Origin of the sequence: Granulicella sp. S156 (assembly GCF_009766105.1) — a bacterium.
Taxonomy (GTDB): Bacteria; Acidobacteriota; Terriglobia; order Terriglobales; family Acidobacteriaceae; genus Granulicella.
In genome coordinates this window covers 485452-510855 of the sequence record NZ_LMUH01000026.1, presented here as the reverse complement: position 1 = coordinate 510855, position 25404 = coordinate 485452, and the positions used below count along the sequence as shown (strand labels likewise).

The following is a 25404-nucleotide window of genomic DNA, read 5'->3' as shown; positions in this document are numbered from 1 at the left end:
ACGATCGACAAGTGAATTTACGGTGAGGTTTCTGTAAGGAATGACGTAAGAGAATGCTTGCGGCCCGCAGGAAAACCCCATAGTCCTCTCCACTCTCTGTGTGGAGGGGCTATGGACCTTCGTTACAGTCCTGTCGGGCGATCACTCATCTCAAATACCAGATCTCCACCGCCGACCACCTCGGAGTGAAGAAGATAGGTTCGCGGCAACAAGACGCCGTTAAGACGGATCGATCGGATGTAAAACTTTCCCGACTCCGCACCGAGAGCATGAATATGCAACTCCCGCCCTCCCCCAACTCTTACCGTCATATCGTCAAAGTGGGGGGTTCCAATCGAATAGCGCGGTGTGCCCGGCGTGACCGCGTAGAAACCTAAGGCCGACATCACGTACCAGGCCGACATCTGACCCGCGTCATCGTTGCCGGCCAAACCAGCATTGCTGTCGGCGTACTGGCTGGTCATGATCTCGTGGACGTGCTGCTGGGTCTTCCAGGGGACGCCTGCATCGTCGTAGAGGTATGCGATGTGGTGGCTGGGTTCGTTGCCGTGGTCGTAGATCTTCTTCGCAAAGAGGTCGTCGAGCTTCTTCACAAACGCGTCCGGCCCGTGAACGAGCTGGATTAGGCCAGGAATGTCCTGCGGCACGAAAAAGGTATCGACGAAGGGTGTCGATTCGGTGATGTAGCTGGCTGGAGCCATCGGGTCAAAGGGTTCGGCCCATGAGCCATCGGCATGGCGGCCGCGAGCGAAACCGGTCTCGGGGTCGATGACGTTGCGATAGTTCTGCGCGCGTTTGGCGAAGAGCGCGGCATCCTCCGTGTGACCGAGCGCCTTCGCCATGACACTTACTTCAAAGTCGTCGAAGGCATAGTCCAGAGTGCGAGAGACCTGTTCGTCCTTATGGAAGGAGTACGGCACATGGTCTTCCAAGGGAATATAGCCATACTTCAGATAGGACTCAAGCCCACGGCGTCCCCGTCCATCCTTGTAAAGCTCCAGGGAGTCTGGCTCTTGGGTGGCATTTTTGCGCATCAACCGGTAGGCTGCTTCCGCATCGAAACCCCGAATGCCTTTGATATAGGCGTCGGTGATAATTGCGTCGGAGTGATCTCCAGTCATCTCAGAGGTGTAGCTGTTCCAGGCTGGAAAGATCGGCAGGAACCCTCCCTGCTCTCCCTTGGCGATGAGGGACTGAACCATGTCCGCGTCTCGACCGGGATCGAGGATCGTCAACAGAGGGTGAAGCGCTCGAAAGGTGTCCCATACGGAGAAGTCGCAGTAGTAGGTGAAGCCCTTCGCGGTTTCAATGCTCTGTCCCCCTGCAAAGCGTGGATAGGTTCCGCTGCGATCCGAGAAGATGCGCGGTAAGAGCATGGAATGATAGAGCGCCGTATAAAAGATGGGACGGTCGGGCGAATTTCCGTGGATCTGGACGGCTGAGAGCGCCTTATTCCAAGCCTCACGCGAGCGAGCAACAGCGGCATCAAAGTCCCAGTTGGGCATCTCCGCCGAGAGATTGCGGCGCGCCTCTTCCAGGCTGGTGAACGATGTTCCGATCCGCACGCGAACAGTCCGGTCGGCGGGAAGGTCGAAGGAAACAAAGGCTCCCAGACTTTTCTCGGAGGAATTCTGCTGAAGAGAGCCATCCGTGCGCTGTTTGCCGGCCCAGGTGCCTCCTACATGAAAGGGCCGGTCGAAGACCACAACCACAAAGCCTGAAAAACCGGCCGGTTGATCGGCTCCGGCGTAGATGCGATGCACAGGGTTTTCGCCCGTGATCTCCTGGTGTTCGGGATCGATATGGATCGTGCCTTTGCCAAGCCGCAGATTGTTCTCCACGGCTATCCAACCCATCTTTTGCCCGGGACGAAAGCGGAAGCGCATCATCCCCGAGCGTTCTGCACCGGTGATATCGGCATGGATGCCGCTGTCATCCAGATCGACACTATATAGATAAGGATGCGCCTGCTCGCTCCGGTGCGTGAACGAGGACGAACGCTCAACGGGCCCGAGTTGAGCGCTGCTGTTGAGCGGCATCAGGGTGAAGCTGCCATAGTCCTGGGTGCAGGATCCGGAGAGAAAGTGGCTGCCGCGAAATCCCTGAATGCGGGTATCCGCCGCGTAGTATGGGGCGCTACATTTGACCTCACCCGCGCGCGTCTGCGGGGTCCACTGGGTCATGGCAAAAGGAACGCCCGTAGCGGGAAAGGTCTGGCCCTCGGCCGCAGTCCCAATCATGACATTTACCTGGTCTTCAGGCGTAGGACTGGGGTGTTTGTCCAAGGCGAAAGCCGCTCCGCCGCAAGACGAAAGAAGCAAACCTGCTGGGACGAAGAGCAGAAGAAGAACAGGAAAGGAAAATCGTGACATTGCAAGTCATTTTGCGTTTCAGCGCAGGCTTGCACAAGTAAGCAAATCAGGTTTTACAGGATCTCCTTACAAGTAAGAACTTCAAAACATGATGTAAGAAGTGCTGTTTTAGTGGGCATAGCCTCGAGAGGTCTGGATTACCGTGTGAAGCGTGGTTCCCTCCAGGCGTGAGGAGGACAGCAGTACCTCAAAGTAGGGATAGCGGTCTGCCGGCAACCGCTGCCGGATCGCCGCAAGCCCTTCACTGGAGGCAATGAACTCGCCTGCGGCACGGGTTCCCTGGGAATCGGTTCCGGCAATGATCAACGCGTAGCGGTGATTGCTGAAGTTCGGGACAAAGGCGATAACGCTGTACGCCTTATCGTGGTCCTGAACGATCTCATAGATATGTTGCTCCCCTTCGGCCGGCGACCGATTAAGCACATAAGAGCGATGCAGCAACGGGTCGTACTCAATAGAGAAGTTTGTTCGATCTTTGTAGAGCTCTACCCAGGGGTTCGATGCTCGGCCTCCGATCAAAATAACGTTGTTGTCTTTAATGCTCTGTGGCGTGTAGGAACGCGCGGAGGCCAACTTAAGTGCCGGGGAGTAAGCGTCCAACCCCATAATGCGCTCGGCTGCCTCGAAATCACCGACGCTGCCCGTATTGCGATCGAGAACCAGATGCAGGGCATCGCGCGTCTGAGGCGTAATGCCTGGAAGGTTAACATCGCTCTTGTATTTGTAGTCGAGGTAATCGTCCAGAGAGATGGGTCGCTGGAGCAGGTCTTCCGCAATCGCATAGGAGGTGTCGGCCGTAACGATATCTACCTCTTGCCCGGAGGCAAAGAATTGCGACCAGAAGGCAGCACGATTGGAATCGGCGTGCCATGGCTGCAACTGTAACCGAAGCGCGTGATTCTGCCAGTACAGAAAGGCGGAGACCGAAATAGCCAGAAGCAGGGCGATACCGAGTCCCCACGAAAGTGCGCGGCCAGTCCTTTGCCGCGCAACATCCTTCGGCAAGGACGCACTGGACGTCTCGTGTTCAACGGTCCCCTTAGGATCGGGAACATGGACATTCGTTACGGGTTCCGGAGCGGGGTCATGCTCCTGCGTCTTGCTGTCCTTTTCAACGGGTCTACTGAGGAAGACCGGAAAGTATCCGCCACGGGGAATCTCAAGGATGATCGGTTCCCCCGCTCCTTCCTCCTGAAAGTAATGAGCCAGCCGCTTGCGCAACTCTGAGACATTGACTCGAACGATATTATCGATGCCGGTGTCGTAATCTTCCGGCCTGCCGAAGACGGCAGCGCCGATCTCCTGCTCACGGATACTCGCGACGTTCGACTTCAACGAGCGCTTGCCGAGATACAGCAGCAGTTCACGAAGCCGCAACGACCGTTTGAGTTCATTGCTATTAACAACTCGAAGCAATAGCTCCCAGGATGCGTCGGAGTCTATCTCAAGTTGCTGAGGTGCGGGAACCATTATCGGCACGCCTTCTTCCTCAAGTGTTTTGGCTCTTCAAGTCCATAGTAGCGGAAACGCAATGCGGCTTCTGTCCGATGATTACGATCCATCCTTTGCAGATTCATGTTCTTACCGCAGCAATGCGGTGGCAGCCCAGAGCACCGGCGCCTGCCCATGAAAGTCTCCCGTGCGGCGCCTACGCGCCAGATAATAGCTGAGGTCATTCTGCTTCCCTGTTCCCTCACAAACGTTGGTGAGATCGTTGTTTTGATCGATATAGCCAACCAGAGCCAGCCATCCTTTCCGCGCTGCCGGACCAAAAACCGCTGGATCGATCCAACCGTTTTTCACCCCGGTGACCATCGCAAAGGTGAACATTGCAGAGCTTGAGCTCTCCGGCCACGCTTCGTCGTGATCGATGAGCTCATGCCACATCCCATCCTTGCCCTGATATCGCAGCAGCGCAGTCATCATCTTCTGATAGCTGGCCAGAATACGAGCCCGCTGCGGATGGTCCTGAGGCAGCGAGCGCAACATCTCAGCCATACCCGCGGCCACCCACCCATCTCCCCTGCCCCAGTAAAACGGAACATCAGGCGCATGTAAGAAGAGACCGTTGGGCTGCTGCAACTTGTCCAGATAGGCGACCATCTCTTTGGCGTCACGGTCGAGATACTTGCGGTCTCCCGTGGCCCTGTAGGCCTCTAACTGCAGAATCGTCAGCATGTACATGTCGTCGATCCAGAAACGTGTCTCGGCGGACAGCCCGTCGGGCTGCGGGTTCTCCCACTGGCGATCGGCCCACCGTTGGCCCTCGGCCAGGTACACGGGGTCTTTCGTCTCGAGACCGATCTCCAACGGCACAACGCCGAAGATCGAGTCGTCCACATGCCGCCGCGTAGGAATGCGGCTTGCTTCGGCACCACCCGGCATCAGCGGCTCAAATCGGTGAATCAGACGGCCCTGCAGAGCGCTATCGTGGGTCACCTGAGCGAACGTCAGCGCTCCATACCACGTCCCCACCTCCGAGTAGTGCAAGGTTGCCGTGTACTGATGCGGGCTGGGAATAAAATGTTCGGCAACCAGCTTGCCTACCTCTTGGGGAGACGTTCCCGCAGGCCACTGGCTGAAGTAATCCTTTTGCGCCTGCATCGTTGCCACAGCAATCAACAACAGGCCACCGAAGCATCCCTGCGCCCCTCTCTTGGTCCAGACTTTCCGATTCATGTATGCCTCATAAAGGATTGAAAACAACAATGGGAGATATATTTATCCACCTGAAGGATCTTGATAGAAGCTCCTCTCTATGCGGAACTTTCTCTGAGCACAGTGGACTGCCGAACAATCAGCTTCGGTTCCATCAGAGTCACACGCGGAGGTTGATCGGGCATACGGATCAACTCGAGGACCAGCTTCGCGGCGACCTGTCCCATCTCCTGCGTGGAATGATCGATCGAAGTAAGCGGCACCTTGAGATATTCGGCGTAACGCAGGTTCCCGCATCCGACGAAAGCAACATCCTGTGGAATGCGGAGCCCCGCCTCCATGACGGCCTTCATGGCTCCAATAGCGGAGAGATCGTTATAACAAAACACCGCATCTGGACGTATCTTCCTGCCTAGTAGCTCCTGCATCGCCTGATAGCCCGCAAGATCGCCGGTTTCTTCAAAGCGCTCCCGCGTAACCACATAGTTTCTGGGCACAGTGATGCGGGCGGCAGCCAGCGCCTTCCTGTATCCCTGAAGGCGATCCACCGAAGGGCTCATGCCTTCGCCTCCAATATGCGCGATGCGCTTCCGTCCAATTTCGATGAGATGACGCGTCGCCAACTCACCAACCATCACATCGTCAGACCCCACAAAGTTCGCCCCCGCACCAGGAAACCTGCGGTCAATCAAAAGATAAGGCGTCTTGGCCTCGCCGAAGTACAACTCCGCTGCAGCCCCATTCTGACTGGAAGCGACAAGCAGTACGTCCACTCCACGATTGAGGAGCGTGCGGATCTCCTGACGCTCAATCTCCGGGTCTTCCTCCGACGAAGCCAGCACTAGAGCGAGACCGCTCTCACGCAGTGCTCCGCCCAAAGACTTGGCAAACTCACCAAAGAACGGATGTACAAGATCCGGCACGACGAGACCAACGGCAAAAGAGCGTCCGCTCGCCAGGCCGCGCGCCAGCATGTTGGGTTGGTAGTTCAACTCGCGCATGCGCTTCAGAACTAGTGCACGCGTTCGTTCGCCAATGTCCGTGTTACCGCGCAGCACTTTAGAGACTGTGACCGTCGAGACTCCAAGCTCCTGCGCAATATCTTTTAAACGAATTGCCACGAACATCCCTCGTGCAGCTATCTACTGTTCCCTGCCCAATGCAAATTTGGCATTTAGCTGAAACGGGTCTGCCGCCAAAGCGCCCATCCACCGCCAAACAGAGCCACCAACAGAACAACACTCAACGCCGCAATCCAACGCAGGCTCATCGCCAGTGGAGGCACGACGGCGTGTACCGCCAACCACACGAAGAGGGACGTTGCAGCAAGAACGATCGCTACATCCCACCAGCGCCTGCGCTCCGTGCGGTCGCCAAATTCGTCTCCACTTTGCGCCAGCAACACCTGCCGATAGCTCAGCCCATAGCGAAGACACTCGCGCTCCAGGGCTTCGTTCTTCGAAAGATGTTCACGAGACGAGGCGACTGCCGTACTGATGGCCAAGGCACCCAAGATCATCAGCAATGATCCCGCAACGACAAGCATCATGTGATTGCGATTGGCAGAAGCCAACTCTCCAAATACCAATGCACCCCATGCCAAGCCCCAGAGTTGATTTGTGTTGGAGAGCGGAATTCCCCGGCCAATGCCGAGGTACTTGGTTGCGAACTGCTGAAACAGATCGCCCACCACCCACACGAAACCTCCCAGAAAGAGCCAGAAGAGTAGCTGCTTGCTATGTACCAATTGGAAGGCCGAGGAGTGCCGGCCACCATCCAGCGTCCAGGTGAGGACCAACATCGTTCCGAGTTCGCCCAGGGTGAATGCCGTTACGAACGAAAGAGGATTCATGCCACTCAAGTAAGCCTTGCGGTACGGCACATACATCGTCCCCCACATCAGGCTTGCTCCTGCAGCCGCAATCAGGCCTCGCACCGCATGAAGTGGCGTCGAGGTTCCTCCGTGAATTGTGCTGAAGCCGAGCATGATGGCAGCCGTCACGATACAGACAGTTCCCACCACCACCTTGGCCGTATTCTTTGCGCCCGCACCCTCCAGCTCACGGAACAGCAGCCTGCCCCACAGTAGACCGATCAGCGAGTTCGTATTCCACAGCGGAAAAGCAGTCGCTAACCCGACATCGCGAATCGCAAACACCGTCAGGGTATTGGCCACCGCCCAGAGCGCACCAGCAAGCAACGCCCACACGATGAGGTGCTTCCTCTCCAGCAGATCCGCGAATACATAACTCGTGCCCTTGAGCAGTGTCGGAAAGGTCCAGCGTGCCGTAAATACGCCCGCCACCATGCAGAGGGAGATAGCAAAGGGCGAGAATCCAGCGTTCACCAACTTCGTTGGCGCCTCTGCCGCTCCCAGCCAGACACCGGCCGCGAGACCGCATATCACTCCCATCACATGAAGCGATCCGCCGGCTCCAGCCGGTTTGCTTCTAGCGGTCACTGTGCTGCTGGCTGCCATTCTGTTCTCCACCTTTCGCTCTACCCTCGACGATGACGAATACGCTTAGTGCAGCAGGATGAGCAGAACGATTCCGCTCGCCAGCACAACAGCTGGAACCCAGAACTGAATGTCCGTTAGAATTGCCTTAATCGTCTGCTGCCCGCTCATAGGCGCCATGGTTCACCCCTCCATCGATTCGCGAACACGAACAAAATACGTTACCGCTTACTTTCCGGTCACTCTAGAGAACCCAGTAAACCACTGTCAAGCGCCGTGTTTCAACCTTGCCACGTTTAGGCCCGATTCGCCTTACACACAGAGTCAGTCGCCATAAAGTCCATGCCCTCCATTGTCTTCATTTTTTCACTTGCGTCCCGTCTATCGGCTCTGATATACGTTAGCGGTAACGTAAGTGGGTTTTGCAAAATTCGCCTACGTTCGGTCGTCACACTTTTCTTAGGAGCCCTATCCATGAGCGCAACCACTGTCCTTCCAAATCAGCCGCTGCATGACCTCGACGAGTGGGACGACTTTCTTGAAGGTCGCTACAAAGAGGGCAAAAGCGAAGAGGAGTTTCGCCAGTACGACGCCACGGTAACGCCAGGCGTTGCGGAGTTCTATCGCCAGAACCATGAGAATATGACCGTCGACTATGTTCTCGGCAAAGAGGCGGAGTACTTCGCGCTGAAAAAAGGCCAGAAGACGATCTGGGAGGCTGCGGACTTCCTCAATACGCTCGTAGACGACAGCGACCCCGATACAGACCTCACACAGATCGAACATCTACTGCAAACCTCGGAGGCTATGCGGCGCGACAATCAGCCTCGCTGGATGGTGCTCACCGGCTTCATTCACGATCTCGGCAAGTGCCTCTGCCTCTACGGCGAACCCCAGTGGGGCGTCGTCGGAGACACCTTCCCTGTCGGCTGTGCATGGTCCAAAGATATTGTCTTTCCCGAATACTTTGCCGCCAACCCCGACCGCCACGTCTCCGAATACCAGACCAGGTACGGAATCTACGAGCCCAACTGCGGCCTTGAGAACGTGCATATGTCCTTCGGCCACGACGGCTATATCGCTGAGGTGATGAAGCCCTACCTGCGTGATGAATCACTCTACATGCTGCGCTTCCACTCCTTCTATCCCTGGCATAAACATGGCGCCTACGATCATCTCTGCACCGACAAAGATCGGTCGATGCTGGAGTGGGTGCTCAAGTTCAACCAGTACGACCTCTACTCCAAGGGCCACACCAAACCTGATCTCAAAGAGTTGAAGCCTTTCTACGACGAGCTCTTCGCCGAGTTTCTGCCTCCAACGCTTGCCTGGTAATAATCCCTGACGATATCTTTCGGCAGCAGTGCCTTTGGTACTGCTGCCGTTTTAGTTTGAGAAACCATGAAGATCATGAAGCTCTGCTTTGCAGCATTCGTCGGGGTGGTCTATTCCATCTCGCTGCGCCCTACTCTTTCAGGGCAACAACCTTCGCTCAAACGCGTTGATCCCCTGGTGGGCACACTGAACGGCGGAAACACCACGCCGGGTGCGCAGGTGCCCTTCGGCTTCGTATCGTTCGGCCCGGATACCGCCTCTTCCGATCGCGGCTTCACCAACGGCTACAACCCGAACGCTGAGATCATCGGCTTCTCCTATACGCATGAGAGCGGCACGGGCGGTGAGTCGAAGTACGGCAACTTCCGCGTCACTCCAACGGTCGGAGTCCTGTCACCACGCAACCTGACCTTCCCATGGAAGCAGGAGAAAGCCGAACCGGGTTATTACTCGGTGGTTCTTGGACAACCAGAACAGCAGATCCGCACGGAACTTACAGCCACCCGTCTCGTTGGGTACTCGCGCTACACCTTCCCGGCTAACACCAAGGCTAATCTCCTGCTGGATATCTCCTCGCGCATTCGCATGGTGGGAGGCCGGAGTAATGTGCCCAGCTTCACCCAAAGCGCGACCGATGGCGCTGTCAAAGTGACCGACCCTCGCCATGTCGAGGGCTTCGTCACCATGACCGGTGGATGGAACCCCACACCCTACACGCTCTACTTCGCGGCAGAACTCAGTCGCGATGCCGTCGAGACCGGGACGTGGGATCAGGACCGACTCTATCCAGGACGCAATCAGGCCAGCGGAGTCGACCAGCAACCCCACACGATCGAAAGCTATCGCAATCAACTCGGTGCCTACTTCCGCTTCGACACCACCCACCAATCAGTCGTGGAGATGCGTCTTGCTGTCTCCTTCATCAGCGTTGACCAGGCGAAGCAGACACTGGCTGCAGAAGAAAAGATAAGCTTCGACGAAGCTCGTCGACAAAGTGCAACGCAGTGGGCAAACGTACTTGCGAAGATCGACGTTGAAGGTGGAACAGACGAGCAAAAGAATATCTTCTATACCGCTCTCTACCGTTCGCATGTGATGCCACATGACCTGACAGGAGAAAACGTCTGGTGGAAGAGCGCCGAGCCTCACTACGAAGATTTCTACACCCTTTGGGACACCTTTCGAACACTACATCCCCTCTTCACACTGATCCAGCCGGAGCGACAGACAGCGATGGTGCGCTCGCTTCTGGATACCTATACACATACCGGCTGGCTGCCAGACGCGCGCATTGCGGGTGCCAACGGCATGACACAGGGAGGATCGAACGGCGATGTTGTACTCGCCGACGCGCTGGTCAAAGGTCTTCCCGGTATCGATCCTCAGCTCGCCTATGCTGCCGTGAGTAAGGATGCCGAAGTGGGCGCCAAACCGGAGCGTTCCTGGTATGAGGGACGGCTACTGGATGACTGGACTCACCACGGCTATGTCTCGTTGACCAATCAACGATCGGCATCACGCACGCTGGAGTATGCAGCCGACGATTACTCCGTTGCAACCATTGCACATCTAGTGGGCAAGACAGCGGATGAGCAACGCTTTCTCGCCAGCTCAGGCAATTGGAAGAACCTCTGGGATTCGAAGCTGCAGTGCATCCGCCCCCGGTACGAAGACGGTGCATCGCTGGAGAATTTCGAATGCGATCGTCTCTATCCCGACGGACTTCTGCTTTGGTGGGATGCGCCTTTCTATGAAGGCAGTTCGTCACAATATTCGACCTATGTGCCTCAGGATTTCTACTCCTTGATCGGCGTCCTGGGCGGCAAAGAGGCTGCGACCCGCTGGCTCGACCGGCTCTTCGATCAACAGCTCTACACCCAGGGAAATGAGCCTGACATGCTTGCTCCCTACACCTACATCTACACGGGACGGCAAGACCGTGTTGCCGAACGGGTTCGACATATCCTTGCCACGGAGTATCACACTGGCCGTGAAGGTCTTCCTGGGAACGACGATGCCGGAACGCTGTCTTCCTGGTACATTTGGAGCTCGCTCGGCCTGTATCCTGTGGCGGGACAGCCGCTCTACCTTATCGGAAGCCCGCTCTTCACCAGCAGCACCATCCATCTCGGCAACGCCAAGACCTTTACCATCCGCGCCGCCGATTCGAGCAGCTCCGCAATTTACGTACAGAGCGCTGAGCTCAACGGCAAACCTCTGCATCGCGCGTGGCTGACACACCACGACATCATCACAGGAGGCGAGCTCACACTTCACATGGGAGACAAGCCACAGCCCTGGGATACCGAGTTGCCTCCCAATGGAAAAGACTCATGGAAGCTTGTCCAATGACGTCTCCAGGCAGTCTCTTTCAAATACTGTGAACAGAAGCGTGGAAGCTAGTTCCCGCAGCGGAACGACATAAAGCACCTTGTCGTTCCGCTGCGTTGCCATCACTGTGCTATCTTCACTCGAAATGATCGAAAGTGCCTCCAACCGTCAAAACTTTGTCTTCTTAAACTCCGTTTCACGTCCATCCAGGACGTCGAAATCGGAAACTTTATCTTTGCCTGACGATTGCCGACGCGCATCTACCTGGAAAATTGTCGCGGCACTGCTCTGTTGTCTTCTAACTGGATCCGTTCCAGCCAGCGCCGCCTCCAGCAGCCTTCGCGTTGTTGTCGCCACCCATCAGACACCGCAAGAGAAGGCCATTACCCAAATGTTCGTGGAGGAGACTGCTCGTCGTGCTGCTGACGGGCTCCTACCCAGCATCGAGAATGGCGCGGTATCGGCACATCCTGACTCCAGCAATATCGTGCTGTTAGCACAGCGTTCTGAGGTAGCGGCATTACTTCCTGCTGAGATCTCTCTTAGCTGGAATAGAGCTATCGACTCCCTGCATCCCAGCGATCACGCCGAAGCCTTCTCCATCGTCTCAATTCCCTGGCAGCAGCGCACAGTTACTGTCATCGCCGGCAACGATGTACGCGGTGAACTCTTCGGCGCAGGCTGGCTGCTGCGGCATATGAACTTCGCGGGACCTTCTCCACAACTGCCAAGCCATCTTCACGTCTTCGAGTTCCCAGAGAAGCCGGTTCGCGGTCATCAGATCGGCTATCGCTTCAAGAACAATACCTACGACGCCTGGACACTCGCTCAATTCGAACAGGGTATCCGTGATCTCGCCATCTTCGGAACGAATACCATTCAGCTGATCTCTCCGGCCTCCGACGATCAGGCCACCAGCCCGCTGTTTCCTGCACCCGCGCTCGACACCTTCCTTGGCATATCGAAGATACTTGCGAAGTACGGCCTGGACTGCGATCTCTACTATCCCGAGATGCGCAAAGACTATACCGATCCCGCGGCCTTAGAGGCTGAACTGAAGGACTTCGAAGCCCTCGTCCGCGCTATGCCTCGCCTCGATGCTCTGTATGTGCCCGGTGGCGATCCTGGACACACCTCGCCTGAAGTGCTCTTCCCCCTGATGGCTCGCGAGGTTGAGGTTCTCCACCGCTATCATCCGCAAGCAACTGTCTGGGTCTCGGCGCAGGGTTTTAATCGCGAGCAATATGAGCGCTTCTATACGCTGCTCGATGCCCACCCCGCATGGTTGACCGGAGTCTTCTTCGGCCCACAGTCGCGTGACAGCTTCTTCACGCAGCGCAAACGCATCCCCGCTCAGTATGCGATGCAGTTCTACCCCGACATCGGGCACACCATGCACGCACAGTTCCCCGTGCCGCAATGGGATCCCATCTTCGCGCTCACCGAAGGACGCGAGCCTATCTGCCCTCGCTCATTAGCCTTCAACGACATCTATCACCACTTCCAACAACTTCATAGCGGCTTCGTCACGTACTCCGAAGGAGTCAATGACGATGTCAACAAAATTGTCTGGAGCCAACTGGGTTGGTCTTCGAAGACTCCCATCGACACAATCCTCGGGGAATATGCCCGGATGTTCCTGCATCGCGAAGGCAGCCAGCAACAGCTAGCGGTTCGGGCGATTCGCGGTCTCGAAGAGGACTGGAATGGCCCCATCCTGGCGAACCACCAGATTCCCGCCACACTGCAAACTCTCGAGACGCTGGAGCGCGACTCGACACCAGCGCAGGTCAAGGCCAATGGACCCTGGGAGTCACTGCTGTACCGCGCGTTCTATGACGATTATCTGCAGCGTAAACTCGGCCGCGAGCGCAACGCCGAGGCAGGAGCGCTCTCCGCGCTCGATCAAGCCGGCCTCTCCAGTGCGGACCGGGTTGCAGCCGCACGTCGGACTCTCGCCGCAAGCAAGCCCGACACCGTGGAGCAGAGCGAGCATGACCGGCTCTTCTCACTGGGCGGTCAACTCTTCCACGACTATGGTCTCCAGTTGAGCGTCCGCCTCTATGGCGCGTCCAACTGGGAGCGCGGCGCCAACCTGGATCGCGTCGATACACCCCTCACCGAGACAGCATGGCTTAACAATGCGATAGACGTTGCTCTGAAACAGCCAGAGGAATCGGCACGCCTGCAGGCTCTCCATGCGTTAACGCACTGGCAGCATCCCACGCCAGACTCGATCTACGACGATCTGGGAGATCCTGCCAATGAGCCGCATCTTATCCGTGGCCTCGGTTGGGAGCAGGATCCCGAGATGTATGACACAGCCAACGACGGCATCGCTGACCGCACGCTTGCCGACGGCTGGCGTCTCTCCTGGCTGGACTATGCCGAAACGCTCTATGAGAAGCCGCTGCAACTGGACTATAGCGGGCTTGATCCTCATCGTACCTATCGCATACGAGTCACCTACGCGGGTGAGGACTTCGCGCTCCCCCTACGTCTCGTCGCGAATGGAGACATTGAGATTCATCCGGCACGTCTTCGTCACTCCAACCCGGAAACCGTGGAATTCCCTATCCCCTCAAGCGCTGTAGCCGGCGGGACGCTGAGCCTGAGCTGGACAGGACCTGAAGGTAGCGGGGGCAGTGGACGCGGACGTCAGGTAGCCGAGGTCTGGTTGTTGCCCGAATAGAATTCTGGCAACCAGAGCCTTTGCCGAGAGGCTCTGGCAGATCAGGCGCAAGACATCTTCATCCCATTTCTTGCTCTGATAAAACTGTAGACAAGAAGAACTCCATCATGATCGAGTGGACCCAAATAATCACTCTAGAAGGCCGCGTCTCCCTATGAGCTTTTCCACTACCGTTAGCCATTCCTGCGTCAGTCTTCTTCGCACCACTGCTTGCACTGGAATTCTGCTTAGTGCTCTGTTTAGCAGCGAAAGTGCAATGGCCCAATCGGGCCTTTTGCAGCAGCCGGTATTGACACCGCAACCTCGTGAGATCCACGCGACCCAATTAGTCACGGTGCAATCCGCAGTCGTGACAGTTCCCGGCGGCGATGCTGAAGATTTTTTCGCCGCTCACGATCTGGAGCAAACACTTACGGAGCGCGGCGTCGTTCTATCGCCAGCAGCGGGTCCGACTGACTTGACCGTTGCTCTGCTGCGCAAGGAATCTCCCGAAGCAACACAGATCCTGGCCAGCGAACATCTCGTCTTTGAAGCACCGATGCACGATGAGGGCTACGTACTGGTCTCGCAGCCGGGCAAAGTCACGATCATCGGCGAGACTTCGGCAGGGGTCTTCTATGGGGTACAGACACTCAAACAACTGGTGGAATACCAGAATGGAGTCGCACAACTATGGACTGCCACTGTACGGGACTGGCCAGCCATGAAGTACCGCGGCATCGACGACGACCTCTCGCGCGGTCCGTTTCCGACACTCGCCTTTCAAAAGCATCAACTGGAGGTCTTTGCCTCGCGCAAGGTGAATGTCTACTCTCCCTACTTCGAACACACGCTGCAATACTCTGCGAACCCTCTCGCTGCGCCTCCGGGCAGCTCGCTGACTCGCGCAGAGGCACAAGAGTTAGCGGCCTTCGCGCGCAACCTGCACATCATGATCATTCCTGAGCAGGAGGCCTTTGGACACCTGCATCACGTACTCCAGTACGAAAAATACTCCGATCTCGCCGAAACGCCACATGGCCACGTCATCGCCCCGGGACAGGAGGGCTCGCAACCACTCATCAAGAGCTGGTTCACGCAGATCGCGGAGGACTTCCCGAGTCCATTCCTACATATAGGCGCCGATGAGACCGTTGAACTCGGAACCGGCCGCACCAAATCCGATGTCGATAAGCGTGGCCTGGGACCGGTCTATGCAGACTTTCTAACGACCATCCACACCACGCTGGCACCGCTTCATCGCCGGCTGCTCTTCTGGGGCGATGTGGCCTGGAACGATCCGGCAGCAGTTGATCGTCTCCCCAAAGATATGATCGCCATTCCGTGGATTTACTGGCACGAAGACAGTTATGACAAGAACATTCTGCCCTTCAAGAATGCAGGTATGGAGACCTGGGTCGCTCCGGGCGATGCGAACTGGAGCATGACCTATCCCAACGACTCCGGGGCGCTCGACAACATCTCCGGATTCGTAGAGTCAGGCCAGCGCCTGGGCAGTACCGGCGAGCTAACCACAGTGTGGAATGATGACGGCGAAGGTCTTTTCAACCAGGATTGGTTCGGTGTGCTCTTCGGCGCCGCTGCCGGCTGGCAGCCGGGTAAGAGCGACGGCGCTGCCTATCAGGCCAGCTTCGGACGCACCTTCTACGGCGACAGCTCCGGCCGCATCGACGAGGCTCAACGAGAGTTGATGGCCGCTGGAGATCTGATCGATGCCTCCGATGCAGCTTTCTGGCTCGACCCCTGGAGTAAAGAGGGCCACGCAAAGGGCGCAGAGATGCGAGCCAAGATTCCAGCCGCGCGTTTGCATGCAGAGCGTGCTATTGAGCTGATCGAAACCGTTCGCGCCAGCGATCCCAAGCTTCGTGAGATTGCGGCCCTTCAGGCCATGGAGTTGGGTGCACGCCGTATTGACTTCATCGGCATGAAATTCCAGCTGGCTGAAGAGATGTCCTCCGCCTATGCAAAGGCTCTTGCGCTCAAAGACGACAAGAAACATGAAACGGAGACGCGCGATCTGCTCGAGTCCATCAGCAGTATGAATGGCCGCTGCCAGGATCTTCGCGATGCCTACTCCATGCTGAAGAATCTATACCGCGAGAGTTGGCTTGCCGAGAATCGCCCGTACTGGCTCGATAACGTTCTGGTACGCTACGATCTTCGAATCCAGTTGTGGCAACAGCGCGGCGAGCAGATGGACTCACTCAATGACGAGTGGCAAAAGACGGGAACTCTCCCCAACGCCGATGCCATTGGGATCCCTTCTGCGACGACGAAACCATAAAGCGGTTTCGATCAGGCCCGAATGACCGTGATGCCTTTTGCCGTAAGTGCCTTGTAAACGGCACGGGAGATTCTCGTATCGGTTACCAGTACGTTGACTGTGGAGATCGGGCAGATCAGTGCAGGGCTTACATGGCCGATCTTGCTTGAATCCGCGACCACAATCACTTGGCGCGCCTGCCGAATCATCGTCTGAGAGACGGTCGCCTCTTCTGGTTCGAGTGTCGTAGCACCGCGTTCGAGGTCAAAGCCGGTAACACCAATGAATGCCTTGTCCAGGTAGACATCTTTCAGGCAGTTGAGTGCGGGCTGTCCCGCAAGAGCGAATGTCCAAGCCCAGGCCAGCATCCCGCCGGTCAGCGTGGTCTTGATCGCCGGCTGATTGGACAGTTCCATTCCGATGTTCAGGGCATTGGTCATCACCGAGATGCCGCGCCGGTGCCGAAGCGACCGTCCAATCTGGGTGGTCGTAGTCCCAGCGGTCAGCCCGATGGTCTCCTGTTCCAGGATGAGTTCGCTCGCCGCCAGCCCGATGCGTCGTTTTTCATCCGCGAAGCGTAGCTCTCGTGCCTGAAACGAGGTATCGTGACGAAAGGGCTCATACAACAATGGCTCGACGAGGGTCGCGCCACCGTGGGTCCGCAATACCAGACCGCGCTTCTCCAGGCGGGCGAGGTCTCTCCGAATGCTGGGGGCTGACGTGCCAGTCTCGTCGACCAACTGCTGCACAGAGATATCTCCGGCACGCAGCAATGCCCTCATAATACGGTCGGCGCGTACATCAATTTTGTTGGACATAGTTTCAGTTTTACCGATCGCTCCGAGAGGCTGAGTCTAGCGCAGAATGATTGAAAAGTGACGAGTTTCCCCTTGCGATTGCATAAAACGTACACTATTATGAGCACTTAATGACTAATCAATCACTTTTGCCGTATTCACGGGTGGAAGTTTAGGAGTTTCGGCGTAACCATCCACTCCTGGATTCAAATACCCACCGTGAAATCGTGATCGCGGCTGAGTCACTATGATCCAAGAATACGTTTGCTGATGCTATCGCATGGAGCGGCATCGTCGATGCGATAGCCAGAACTCCGTAACACCGCTGGGCAGTTGCAGTTGCAACATAGAAAGGAATCGCATGAGACTCAAGACCGGGAAGGCCAAAGCCGTAATCATTCTTCAGCTGGCACTGTTGGCCGCAACTACCGCACCGCTGAAGGCCCAGAACGCGGTCGATCTCAAGCCCACACCCCAGCAGACCGAATGGCAGGACCTGGAGTTCGGTGTCATTCTGCACTTCAGCACGAACACTTTTCTAGATCGCGAGTGGGGCGATGGCACCGCAAATCCAAAGGTCTTCAACCCTACGCAGTTCGATCCCGATCAATGGATGAAGGCCATTAAGGCCTCCGGCGCAAAGTATGTTGTCCTGGTTGCCAAGCATCATGACGGTTTCTGTCTATGGCCCACAGATCAGACCGACTACAGCATCAAACAGAGCCCCTGGAAGAATGGCAAGGGCGATATGGTGGCCGAGGTCGCGAAGGCAGCGCGTGCAAACGGACTGCAGTTCGGCGTCTACCTTTCGCCGTGGGACCGGCACGAGCCGAAGTACAAAGACCCCGCCGCCTACGACAAGTACTACAACGCGGAACTCGAGGAGCTCGCATCCCACTATGGGGATCTGGTCGAGTTCTGGCTGGATGGAGCCGGCAGTGGAGGCCACGTCTACAACTTTCCCAAGATCATCGAGACCCTGCGGACCTACCAGCCCAATACCATCGTCTTCGCCGATACCGGTCTCTTTGAATATGGCGATGCACGTTGGGCGGGCGATGAATCAGGCAAGATCGAATACCAGAACTGGAATGTGATCGATCGTCACGGCTATCTCCGCTGGCGTCCTGTCGAAGTCGATACACCGCTGCGCAAGCTCCACTGGTTTTGGCATCCCAACGACGAAGCCTCCCTCAAATCCCTGCCCGACCTCATCGACAGCTACGAAAATGCCGTCGGACATGGCGGTCAATGGATGCTAGGTGTCGCGCCGGACAACCGCGGACTCTTACCAGATGTCGATGTAGCCAGACTGCATGAGCTCGGGGACGCAATCCATCAGCGCTATTCCAACAGTCTGCTGAAGGACCACCTACCTGCAGACGATAATGTCGCTCGTGCGATTGACGGCGATCCCGACACCTTTTGGAGTGCACCTGCGGGTTCGCATGCGGCTACTCTTGAGGTGCGGCTCCCCAAGCCCATCACCTTCGACAGCTCCCTCACCATGGAGTGGCTCAACGAGGGCCAGAACGTCCAGCAGTATCGAATCGAGGCATGGGAGAATGGCCATTGGAAGACACTGGTCTCAAGCTTCGCCATTGGACACAAAAAGATCGATCACTTCCCTGCCGTCACCGCACAGCGTGTGCGACTCAACATCCTCGCGAGTAGCGGAGATGCAAGGATTCGCGAGTTTCAACTATTTTCTTTGGGCGCAGTGAAGTAGAACACCGGAGTTGCAATGCGCGATCTAGCAGTAAGGCGGTACAACGATCTCCGGTGCGCCGTTTCGCGCGCCCTGCTGACTGCAGCTGTCCTGGCGATAGCCTCGCCCCTCAGCGCACAGACCCAGCAGATGCCACTGGATCGAGGCTGGCGTTTCCGCGCAGTCGCCTCTACCGAGCATCCCGAGACAACTGCATGGCACGAGGCAACGGTTCCCGGCGTTGTACAGACCGATCTTCTGCATGCGGGTATCATCCCGGATCCCTTCTATGGGGATAACGAGAAACGGCTGCAGTGGATCGGTCTCACGGACTGGGAGTACACCACCGATGTCATCGTCACCCCGAAACTGCTGCAGCACGAACATCTCGATCTGGTCTTCGACGGCCTGGACACCTATGCCAGTGTCAGCCTCAATGGAACCCCGCTACTCTCCGCCGATAACCAGTTTCGTTCCTGGCGCGTGGATGTAAAGACCACACTGCATGCGGGACACAACACTCTAACCATTGTCTTCCGTTCGCCTACCAATCTTCTGACACCCATCATTGCGAAGCTTCCAGTGCTGATTCCCGGAACCGGCTATGAGACGCTGGATCGCAGCAAGGGCATCTATCCCGTAAGCCAATACGTTCGGAAGGCCCCCTATAGCTATGGATGGGACTGGGGACCGAAGTTCGTTACCATGGGCATCTGGAAGCCCGTTCGGCTTGAGGCCTGGGACGGTGTCCGCGTTATCGGCTTGCATCTCCATCAAAACTCCGTAACCGCTGAACGAGCGATCTCCCAAGCACAATTTGATCTCGCCTCGGACGTTGAAGGCAGTGCTTCGCTGCAGTTGAACATCACAGCGCCCAACGGCACGAAGCTGCCCGCAATCGTAACCCCGGTTGTCCTCGATCGTGGTGAGAACCACCTGATCGTGCCACTACGGATCGAACACCCGGATCGCTGGTTCCCTAACGGCTATGGCGCGCAGAGTCGCTACACCATTAGCGCAGTCCTATTGCGGAGCGGCAAGACACTGGCTCAGACTCAACTTAAGACGGGCCTCCGTTCGGTCGAACTACGTCGCGTGCCCGATCAGTGGGGCACCAGCTTCACCTTCGTCATCAATGGCATTCCAGTCTTTGCCAAAGGTGCAAACTTCGTGCCGCTGGATAGTTTCGCTCCCAACATCACCGACGAGCGCCGTCGCCAGATTCTCACCTCTGCACACGATGCCCACATGAATATGCTGCGCATCTGGGGTGGAGGTTTTTACGAGTCGGATTCGTTCTACGACCTCTGCGATGAGCTTGGTCTTATGGTCTGGCACGATTTCATGTTCGGCGGCGCGATGGTTCCTGGCGACAAGGCCTTTCAAGACAACGTACACGCCGAAGCCGTCGAACAGGTGCAGCGCCTTAGCGACCATCCCAGCCTCACGCTCTGGTGCGGCAACAACGAAGTCGAAACCGCCTGGAAGAGCTGGGACGATCAACTCGCGTTCGAAAAGAGCATTCTCCCCGAGCAGCGCGAGCGCGTATGGCAGGACTACGTCGTCATGTTCCGCGACATCCTCAAGAGCACCGTCGCTGAATATGGCAATGGTGTTCCCTATTGGCCAAGCTCTCCTGGATCAAACTTTGACGACGTCCCATCAGGCAAGCAGAACGGCGATATGCACTCCTGGAAAGTCTGGAGTGCGGGTGCGCCCATTACCGAGTATGCAAAGGACAGACCGCGCTTCCTCTCTGAGTTTGGCTTTCAAGCGTTGCCTGACCTGCAGACCATCCGCTCTTATGCCGGAACGGACGAAGATCTGAACTCTCCCGCGCTTCAGAATCATGAGCGCTTCATCCATGGCTACAACCGCGTGCATCAGTACCTCGATGCCGAGTTTCGTCCCGCACGGGACTTCGCTTCATTCGTCTACCTGAGCCAGTTGATGCAAGCCGAAGCCATCAAGTTCGGCGTTGAAACCATGCGCGCCCGCCGTCCCGAGACCATGGGCACACTCTACTGGCAACTGGATGACTGCTGGCCTGTCGCCTCCTGGTCATCGATCGACTACTTTGGACGCTGGAAGGCTCTTCAATACTTTGCAGCCCGCTTTTATGCGCCTTTGTTGATTGCAGCTGAACCTCAGGGCAATGGCATCGCGGTTCACATCGTCTCCGACGAGTTGCAGCCACGGCAAGCATCGCTTCATCTGCGGCTGATGCACTTCGACGGCACCGTGCTCGACGAGCAGCGGCTTCCGGTAGAGGTCGCGGCTCTTGCCAGTACCCCTATTGGCCCCCTTACGCTGAAGAGTTTCGAGGCAAAGACGTCCTTCGCTGTGTTGACTCTTGAACAGAATGGCCGTGTCATCGCCTCGAACACGGTTTACTTTACAGAGCCAAAGGATCTCGCGCTGCCCCACGCGCAGATTACACAAAGCATTCACCCCGACGGCAATGGCTTTCTTGTGGAGCTTCGCTCTCCGGTGTTCGCGCGCGCTGTCGTACTCAGCTTCAACGGGCTCGAGGCTAAGCCCGAGGATAATTTCTTCGATCTCCTGCCCAACGAAAGCCGTCGAATTCATGTATCCAGCAAGAGTTCTCTCGCTCAGGTACAGTCTTCGCTGCAAGTTCGTTCGCTGGCAGACTCCACGCAATAACCAAGGAGATGCATGAGCCGCCGTCTGCTCGCAGCCGTAGCTATTCCGTTCTCCGCCTTTGCTGCTCTGATCGCTGTGCCGTTGCCATCGGGCCTGGCGCAAAATATTTGTTCGAACCAGCAGAGCTCGCAACAGCTCGACGCACGCATCGACCGGCTGATCGCGCAGATGACGGTCGAAGAGCGCATTGCGCAACTGCAGGATCGCGCGCCAGCCATACCAAGGCTTGGACTACCGGCCTACAACTGGTGGAATGAAGGGCTGCATGGTCTCGCACGCAATGGCTATGCCACAGTTTTCCCGCAGGCGATTGGCCTCGCGGCTACCTGGGATCCAGCCCTGCTCCGCGAGGTCGGCGACACCATCTCGACAGAGGCCCGCGCCAAGTTCAATCCCCATAAGGGCGAAGATTCTCCCCGCTATGGCGGCCTGACGATCTGGTCACCCAACATCAACATCTTTCGCGACCCTCGTTGGGGACGTGGGCAGGAGACGTATGGAGAAGATCCTTTCCTGACGGCCTCGTTGGGAACCCAGTTCGTCGAAGGCATTCAAGGCAGTGACAGCTTCTATCTCAAGGCCGACGCCACACCGAAACATTTCGTCGCGCACAGCGGGCCGGAAGAAGGTCGCGATGGATTCAACTCGCAGGTTACTGCACACGATCTTGCAGATACGTACTTACCCGCCTTCCACGCCCTCACCACTGATGCTAAAGCAGCGGCGCTCATGTGCTCCTACAACGCCATCGACGGCATACCCTCCTGCGCCAACACCGGTCTGCTGCAGCGAACTGTGCGAGATCATTGGGGATTCGGTGGCTATGTTGTCTCGGACTGCGACGCCGTAGGCAACATTACCGAGTACCAGCACTATACCGCCGACGCAGCCCACGGCGCCGCTGCCGCTCTCAATGCCGGCGTTGATCTGGATTGCGGCAACACCTATGCCGCTCTGCAAAAATCGTTCGCGCAGAAGCTGGTGTCCGAAGAGACGATTGATCGTTCTCTTCACCGGCTGCTTCTCGCGCGGCTGCGCCTGGGCATGATGGATCAAGCAGGCTGCTCGCCCTACGATCATCTGAACGCCGCTGACAACGACACGCCACAGCATCGGGCCCTTACGCTTCGGGCCGCGGAAGAGTCGGTTGTACTGCTCAAGAACGATGGAACGCTTCCCCTCAAACCAGCCCAAAGCGTCGCCGTCATCGGCCCCACAGCCGACATGCTCAAAGTACTGGAGGCCAACTATCACGGCACCGCCTCGAATCCTGTGACACCGCTGGAAGGCTTGCGCGAAGCTTTCAAGAACGTTCATTACGCACAAGGCAGTCTTCTCGCAGCAGGAGTATCCGCTCCCATTCCTCGCACAGCCCTGCGAACCGGGTCAGGACCAGATGCCTCCGAGGGCTTGAATGCTGAGTACTTCGAGCGGCCATCTTTCGAGGGCAAACCGCTTATCAAGGAAACCGTCGGTAAGGTTGACCTGGACCTCGACAGGGTCGGACCAGATTCGAAAATCACTGCAACCCACTATGCGGCGCGCTGGAGCGGCTGGCTGGTACCACCGTCTGCCGGAGACTATGTATTGCATGTCAATGTGGAGCGTTGCTGGGATTGCACGACACATGACCAATTCCGCCTTCTCGTCGACAGCAAGCCCGTCCTCGAGAACGATGGCACTAAAGCTCAGCCGGATCGAGTCACACTACACTTCGCGAAGGGTTCACCTCATGCGATCCAGTTGGAGCTGCTACACACCGGCGAGGATGAAGGTATCGCCCTGGAATGGGAGCCCCCGGCCGAAGCATTGCTTGCTGAAGCCGTCGAAGCCGCTCGTCGCTCTGACGTCATCGTGGCATTCGTAGGCCTGTCGCCGGATCTAGAGGGTGAGGCCCTGCAACTGCATCTCGATGGCTTTGCCGGCGGGGACCGCACCAGTCTCGATCTGCCGTCAAGCCAGCAACAACTCTTGAGCCGTCTGCAAGATCTGCACAAACCGCTGGTGATTGTGTTGAACTCGGGCTCTGCAGTTGCACTTGGCCCTGTTCAGGAAAAGGCTTCGGCAGTACTCGCTGCCTGGTATCCGGGAGAAGAGGGCGGCCATGCGCTCGCCAACCTCCTCTCCGGTCGATCCAATCCTTCAGGACGGCTTCCAGTCACCTTTTATCGCTCCGCGCAGGATCTTCCTTCGTTCTCCGACTACTCCATGGCTCACCGCACCTATCGTTACTTCAGCGGTCCGGTGCTCTACCCGTTTGGCTTCGGTCTCAGCTACGCGCACTTCCAATACGGCCCGATACATCTTTCGCATAACACGGTAAGCGCAGGCGAGAGTCTTACCGCAACGGTGACCCTGCACAACGCCAGCGATGTCGCAGGCAGCGAGGTCGCCGAACTTTACGTCGTCCCGCCTCAGACTAATGGAGCTCCGCATCTGGCACTATCTGGCATGCAGCGAGTGCAGCTTGGTCCGCGCGAGTCGCGTGAATTAACCTTCACGCTCAACCCGGAGCGGATGAGCTTCGTCGACCCAGCAGGCAAGCGCGCCGTGCGGGCTGGAAGCTATCGGCTATTCGTCGGGGGAACACAGCCGGATCGAGCAAGCGATAAGGGAGCGCCCTTTCGCGTTACCGGCGAAAAGGCGCTCGACAATGGATCAGCCGATAAGCTATCGCAGTAATTCTGGTCGCGTCGCCGCCAGCTTCACGATCAACTCGCCGAAGAGAGTATTGGCCCAGGCAAACCAAGGCCGTGTGAAGCGGCTACTGTCGTCCTTGAAGTAGCTTTCATGGATAAAGCCAGTAGCCGCCGCTGACGCTTTCAGCATGGCAAGAGCATGGCCAATCTCGGTGTTGGAGTTACTCGTCAGCGCATAGACGGTCTGCGACATGGGCCAGATCATGTCCTTCCCCTCGTGTGGGCCGCCGATGCCCTCCCCTGCGCTGCCACGGAAGAACCATGGATTGCGGTTGCTCCAGACAAAATCGCGCGTGCGGGCATACAGCGCCGCATCCGGCGAACTTTCCAGGTACGGCAATCCAAGGAGGCTGGGAACATTCGCGTCGTCCATCAGCAACTGGCTTCCGAAACCATCCACTTCATAAGCCCAGATGGTTCCAGTCGATGTCTTGGCAATCGCATACTGTTGCAGCGCCGATTCCACTTCATTCGCAAGACTGTGGGCGTCGTTCGCCAGCGCGTCGTCATGCAGGATCGTCTTCGCCATCTCCGCAAGCTGACGCAGAGAGGTCACAGCAAATAGATTCGACGGCACCAGGAAGGGGAAGATACAGGCATCGTCCGACGGACGGAAGCCCGACGCAATCAGGCCCACGGGATTGACCGGATTCCCATAACCCTCCGCAGGCAGGGTCTCCGTCGATCTATCTGAGGTGCGCTGGAAGTGATACGGCCCATCACCATGCTTGCGCTGCTGCACACGCATCGTCTGCACCACAAGGGTCATTGCCTGCTTCCAGCGCGCGTCGAAGGGAGCAGTATCGCCCGTCTGCTTCCAATAGCCATGTGCCAGCCGTATGGGATAGCAGAGTGAGTCCAGTTCGTATTTGCGTTCGCCAACGCCGGGTTTCAGATCTGTCAGATCCTTCGTGCTCCAGCTCAATGGAGGTGCACTGAGATCGGCCATGAAGGCATTCGCATAGGGATCGATCAGGAGGCAGCGTGCCTGCCGCCGAATCACTCCTTCCAACAACTGCCTTAGCGCAGAGTCCTTCTTCGCCAATGGCAGATAGGGCCACACCTGCGCGGAAGAATCACGCAGCCACATCGCAGCAATGTCACCAGTGACGACTGCGGTATCCGGCTTGCCCTCGAAGCTCCCCGGTTCCACCGTGGTGTCAAGGGTATTCGGGAAGCAGTTGGCAAATAGCAACGCCAGTTTCGGATCCGCAATCTTCCGGCTAATCTCTACGATCAGGTCTTCGACAGCCACACTTTTGAACTTGCGAGCCCCTGGCTTCGGGCGGCCCGAGTTGGCTTCTGTATCCTGCATATTTGCAGAAGCCCATGCTGGCGTTGCAGCGCTAAAGCTTAGCCCCATCGATGCCGCGCCAATTGTCTTGATCGCAGCCCGTCTCGTCCATAAAACACTCATATCAATCAAC

The 25404-nt window shown here is 57.1% G+C and carries 15 protein-coding genes; 7 read left to right on the top strand and 8 right to left on the bottom strand.

Annotation, left to right across the window (positions count from 1 at the left end; translation table 11 throughout):
- Window positions 1-122: 122 nt before the first annotated feature.
- The 6 genes from GSQ91_RS23545 to GSQ91_RS23520 all read right to left on the bottom strand — a co-directional run bounded on the left by GSQ91_RS23545 (window position 123) and on the right by GSQ91_RS23520 (window position 7668).
- Window positions 123-2285, bottom strand: coding sequence for a GH92 family glycosyl hydrolase (locus GSQ91_RS23545; protein ID WP_254064851.1), 2163 nt, complete (start codon window positions 2283-2285; stop codon window positions 123-125).
- Window positions 2286-2480: 195 nt separating this feature from the next.
- A complete protein-coding gene (locus GSQ91_RS23540) occupies window positions 2481-3851 on the bottom strand; it encodes a hypothetical protein (RefSeq protein WP_158824185.1) in 1371 nt (456 codons plus the stop codon).
- Window positions 3852-3953: 102 nt separating this feature from the next.
- Complete coding sequence (locus tag GSQ91_RS23535) at window positions 3954-5051, bottom strand: glycoside hydrolase family 105 protein (protein WP_158824184.1); 1098 nt, start codon at window positions 5049-5051, stop codon at window positions 3954-3956.
- Between the two features lie 77 nt (window positions 5052-5128).
- Window positions 5129-6151: a LacI family DNA-binding transcriptional regulator gene (locus GSQ91_RS23530; protein WP_158824183.1), complete on the bottom strand. Its 1023-nt coding sequence runs from the start codon at window positions 6149-6151 to the stop codon at window positions 5129-5131.
- Between the two features lie 53 nt (window positions 6152-6204).
- On the bottom strand, window positions 6205-7509 hold the full coding sequence (locus tag GSQ91_RS23525; RefSeq protein WP_158824182.1) for a GRP family sugar transporter: 1305 nt from the start codon (window positions 7507-7509) through the stop codon (window positions 6205-6207).
- Between the two features lie 45 nt (window positions 7510-7554).
- Entirely contained in the window at window positions 7555-7668 is a 114-nt protein-coding gene (locus tag GSQ91_RS23520) for a translocated intimin receptor Tir (RefSeq protein ID WP_254064850.1), read from the bottom strand.
- 294 nt (window positions 7669-7962) lie between these two features.
- Between GSQ91_RS23520 and GSQ91_RS23515 the strand changes: the two genes are divergently transcribed.
- From GSQ91_RS23515 to GSQ91_RS23500, 4 genes are all read left to right on the top strand, one after another.
- Window positions 7963-8823 carry an inositol oxygenase family protein gene (locus GSQ91_RS23515; RefSeq protein ID WP_158824181.1) on the top strand — a complete coding sequence of 287 codons (861 nt, stop codon included), beginning with the start codon at window positions 7963-7965 and terminating at the stop codon, window positions 8821-8823.
- Window positions 8824-8889: 66 nt separating this feature from the next.
- The gene (locus GSQ91_RS23510) at window positions 8890-11175 is read left to right on the top strand and encodes a GH92 family glycosyl hydrolase (protein ID WP_216845396.1); all 2286 of its coding nucleotides are present in this window, start codon (window positions 8890-8892) and stop codon (window positions 11173-11175) included.
- Window positions 11176-11389: 214 nt separating this feature from the next.
- A complete protein-coding gene (locus GSQ91_RS23505) occupies window positions 11390-13846 on the top strand; it encodes a hypothetical protein (RefSeq protein ID WP_158824180.1) in 2457 nt (818 codons plus the stop codon).
- A 256-nt stretch (window positions 13847-14102) separates the two neighbouring features.
- Entirely contained in the window at window positions 14103-16130 is a 2028-nt protein-coding gene (locus tag GSQ91_RS23500) for a beta-N-acetylhexosaminidase (protein ID WP_158824179.1), read from the top strand.
- Window positions 16131-16141: 11 nt separating this feature from the next.
- On the opposite strand, the gene GSQ91_RS23495 is transcribed toward GSQ91_RS23500, so the two are convergent.
- On the bottom strand, window positions 16142-16927 hold the full coding sequence (locus GSQ91_RS23495) for a DeoR/GlpR family DNA-binding transcription regulator (RefSeq protein WP_158824178.1): 786 nt from the start codon (window positions 16925-16927) through the stop codon (window positions 16142-16144).
- A 340-nt stretch (window positions 16928-17267) separates the two neighbouring features.
- Here GSQ91_RS23495 and GSQ91_RS23490 point away from each other — a divergent pair, with 340 nt between their 5' ends.
- Genes GSQ91_RS23490 through GSQ91_RS23480 form a run of 3 tightly spaced genes read left to right on the top strand, consistent with a single transcriptional unit; the run spans window position 17268 to window position 23960 of the window.
- Complete coding sequence (locus tag GSQ91_RS23490; RefSeq protein ID WP_158824177.1) at window positions 17268-18635, top strand: alpha-L-fucosidase; 1368 nt, start codon at window positions 17268-17270, stop codon at window positions 18633-18635.
- A 15-nt stretch (window positions 18636-18650) separates the two neighbouring features.
- Entirely contained in the window at window positions 18651-21278 is a 2628-nt protein-coding gene (locus GSQ91_RS23485; RefSeq protein WP_158824176.1) for a glycoside hydrolase family 2 protein, read from the top strand.
- A gap of 12 nt (window positions 21279-21290) precedes the next feature.
- A complete protein-coding gene (locus GSQ91_RS23480; protein WP_158824175.1) occupies window positions 21291-23960 on the top strand; it encodes a glycoside hydrolase family 3 C-terminal domain-containing protein in 2670 nt (889 codons plus the stop codon).
- Here the strand turns inward: GSQ91_RS23480 and GSQ91_RS23475 are convergent.
- Window positions 23949-25394: a glycoside hydrolase family 125 protein gene (locus tag GSQ91_RS23475; protein ID WP_158824581.1), complete on the bottom strand. Its 1446-nt coding sequence runs from the start codon at window positions 25392-25394 to the stop codon at window positions 23949-23951. The two genes, GSQ91_RS23480 and GSQ91_RS23475, sit on opposite strands and share 12 nt — an antisense overlap.
- Between the last annotated feature and the right edge of the window lie 10 nt (window positions 25395-25404).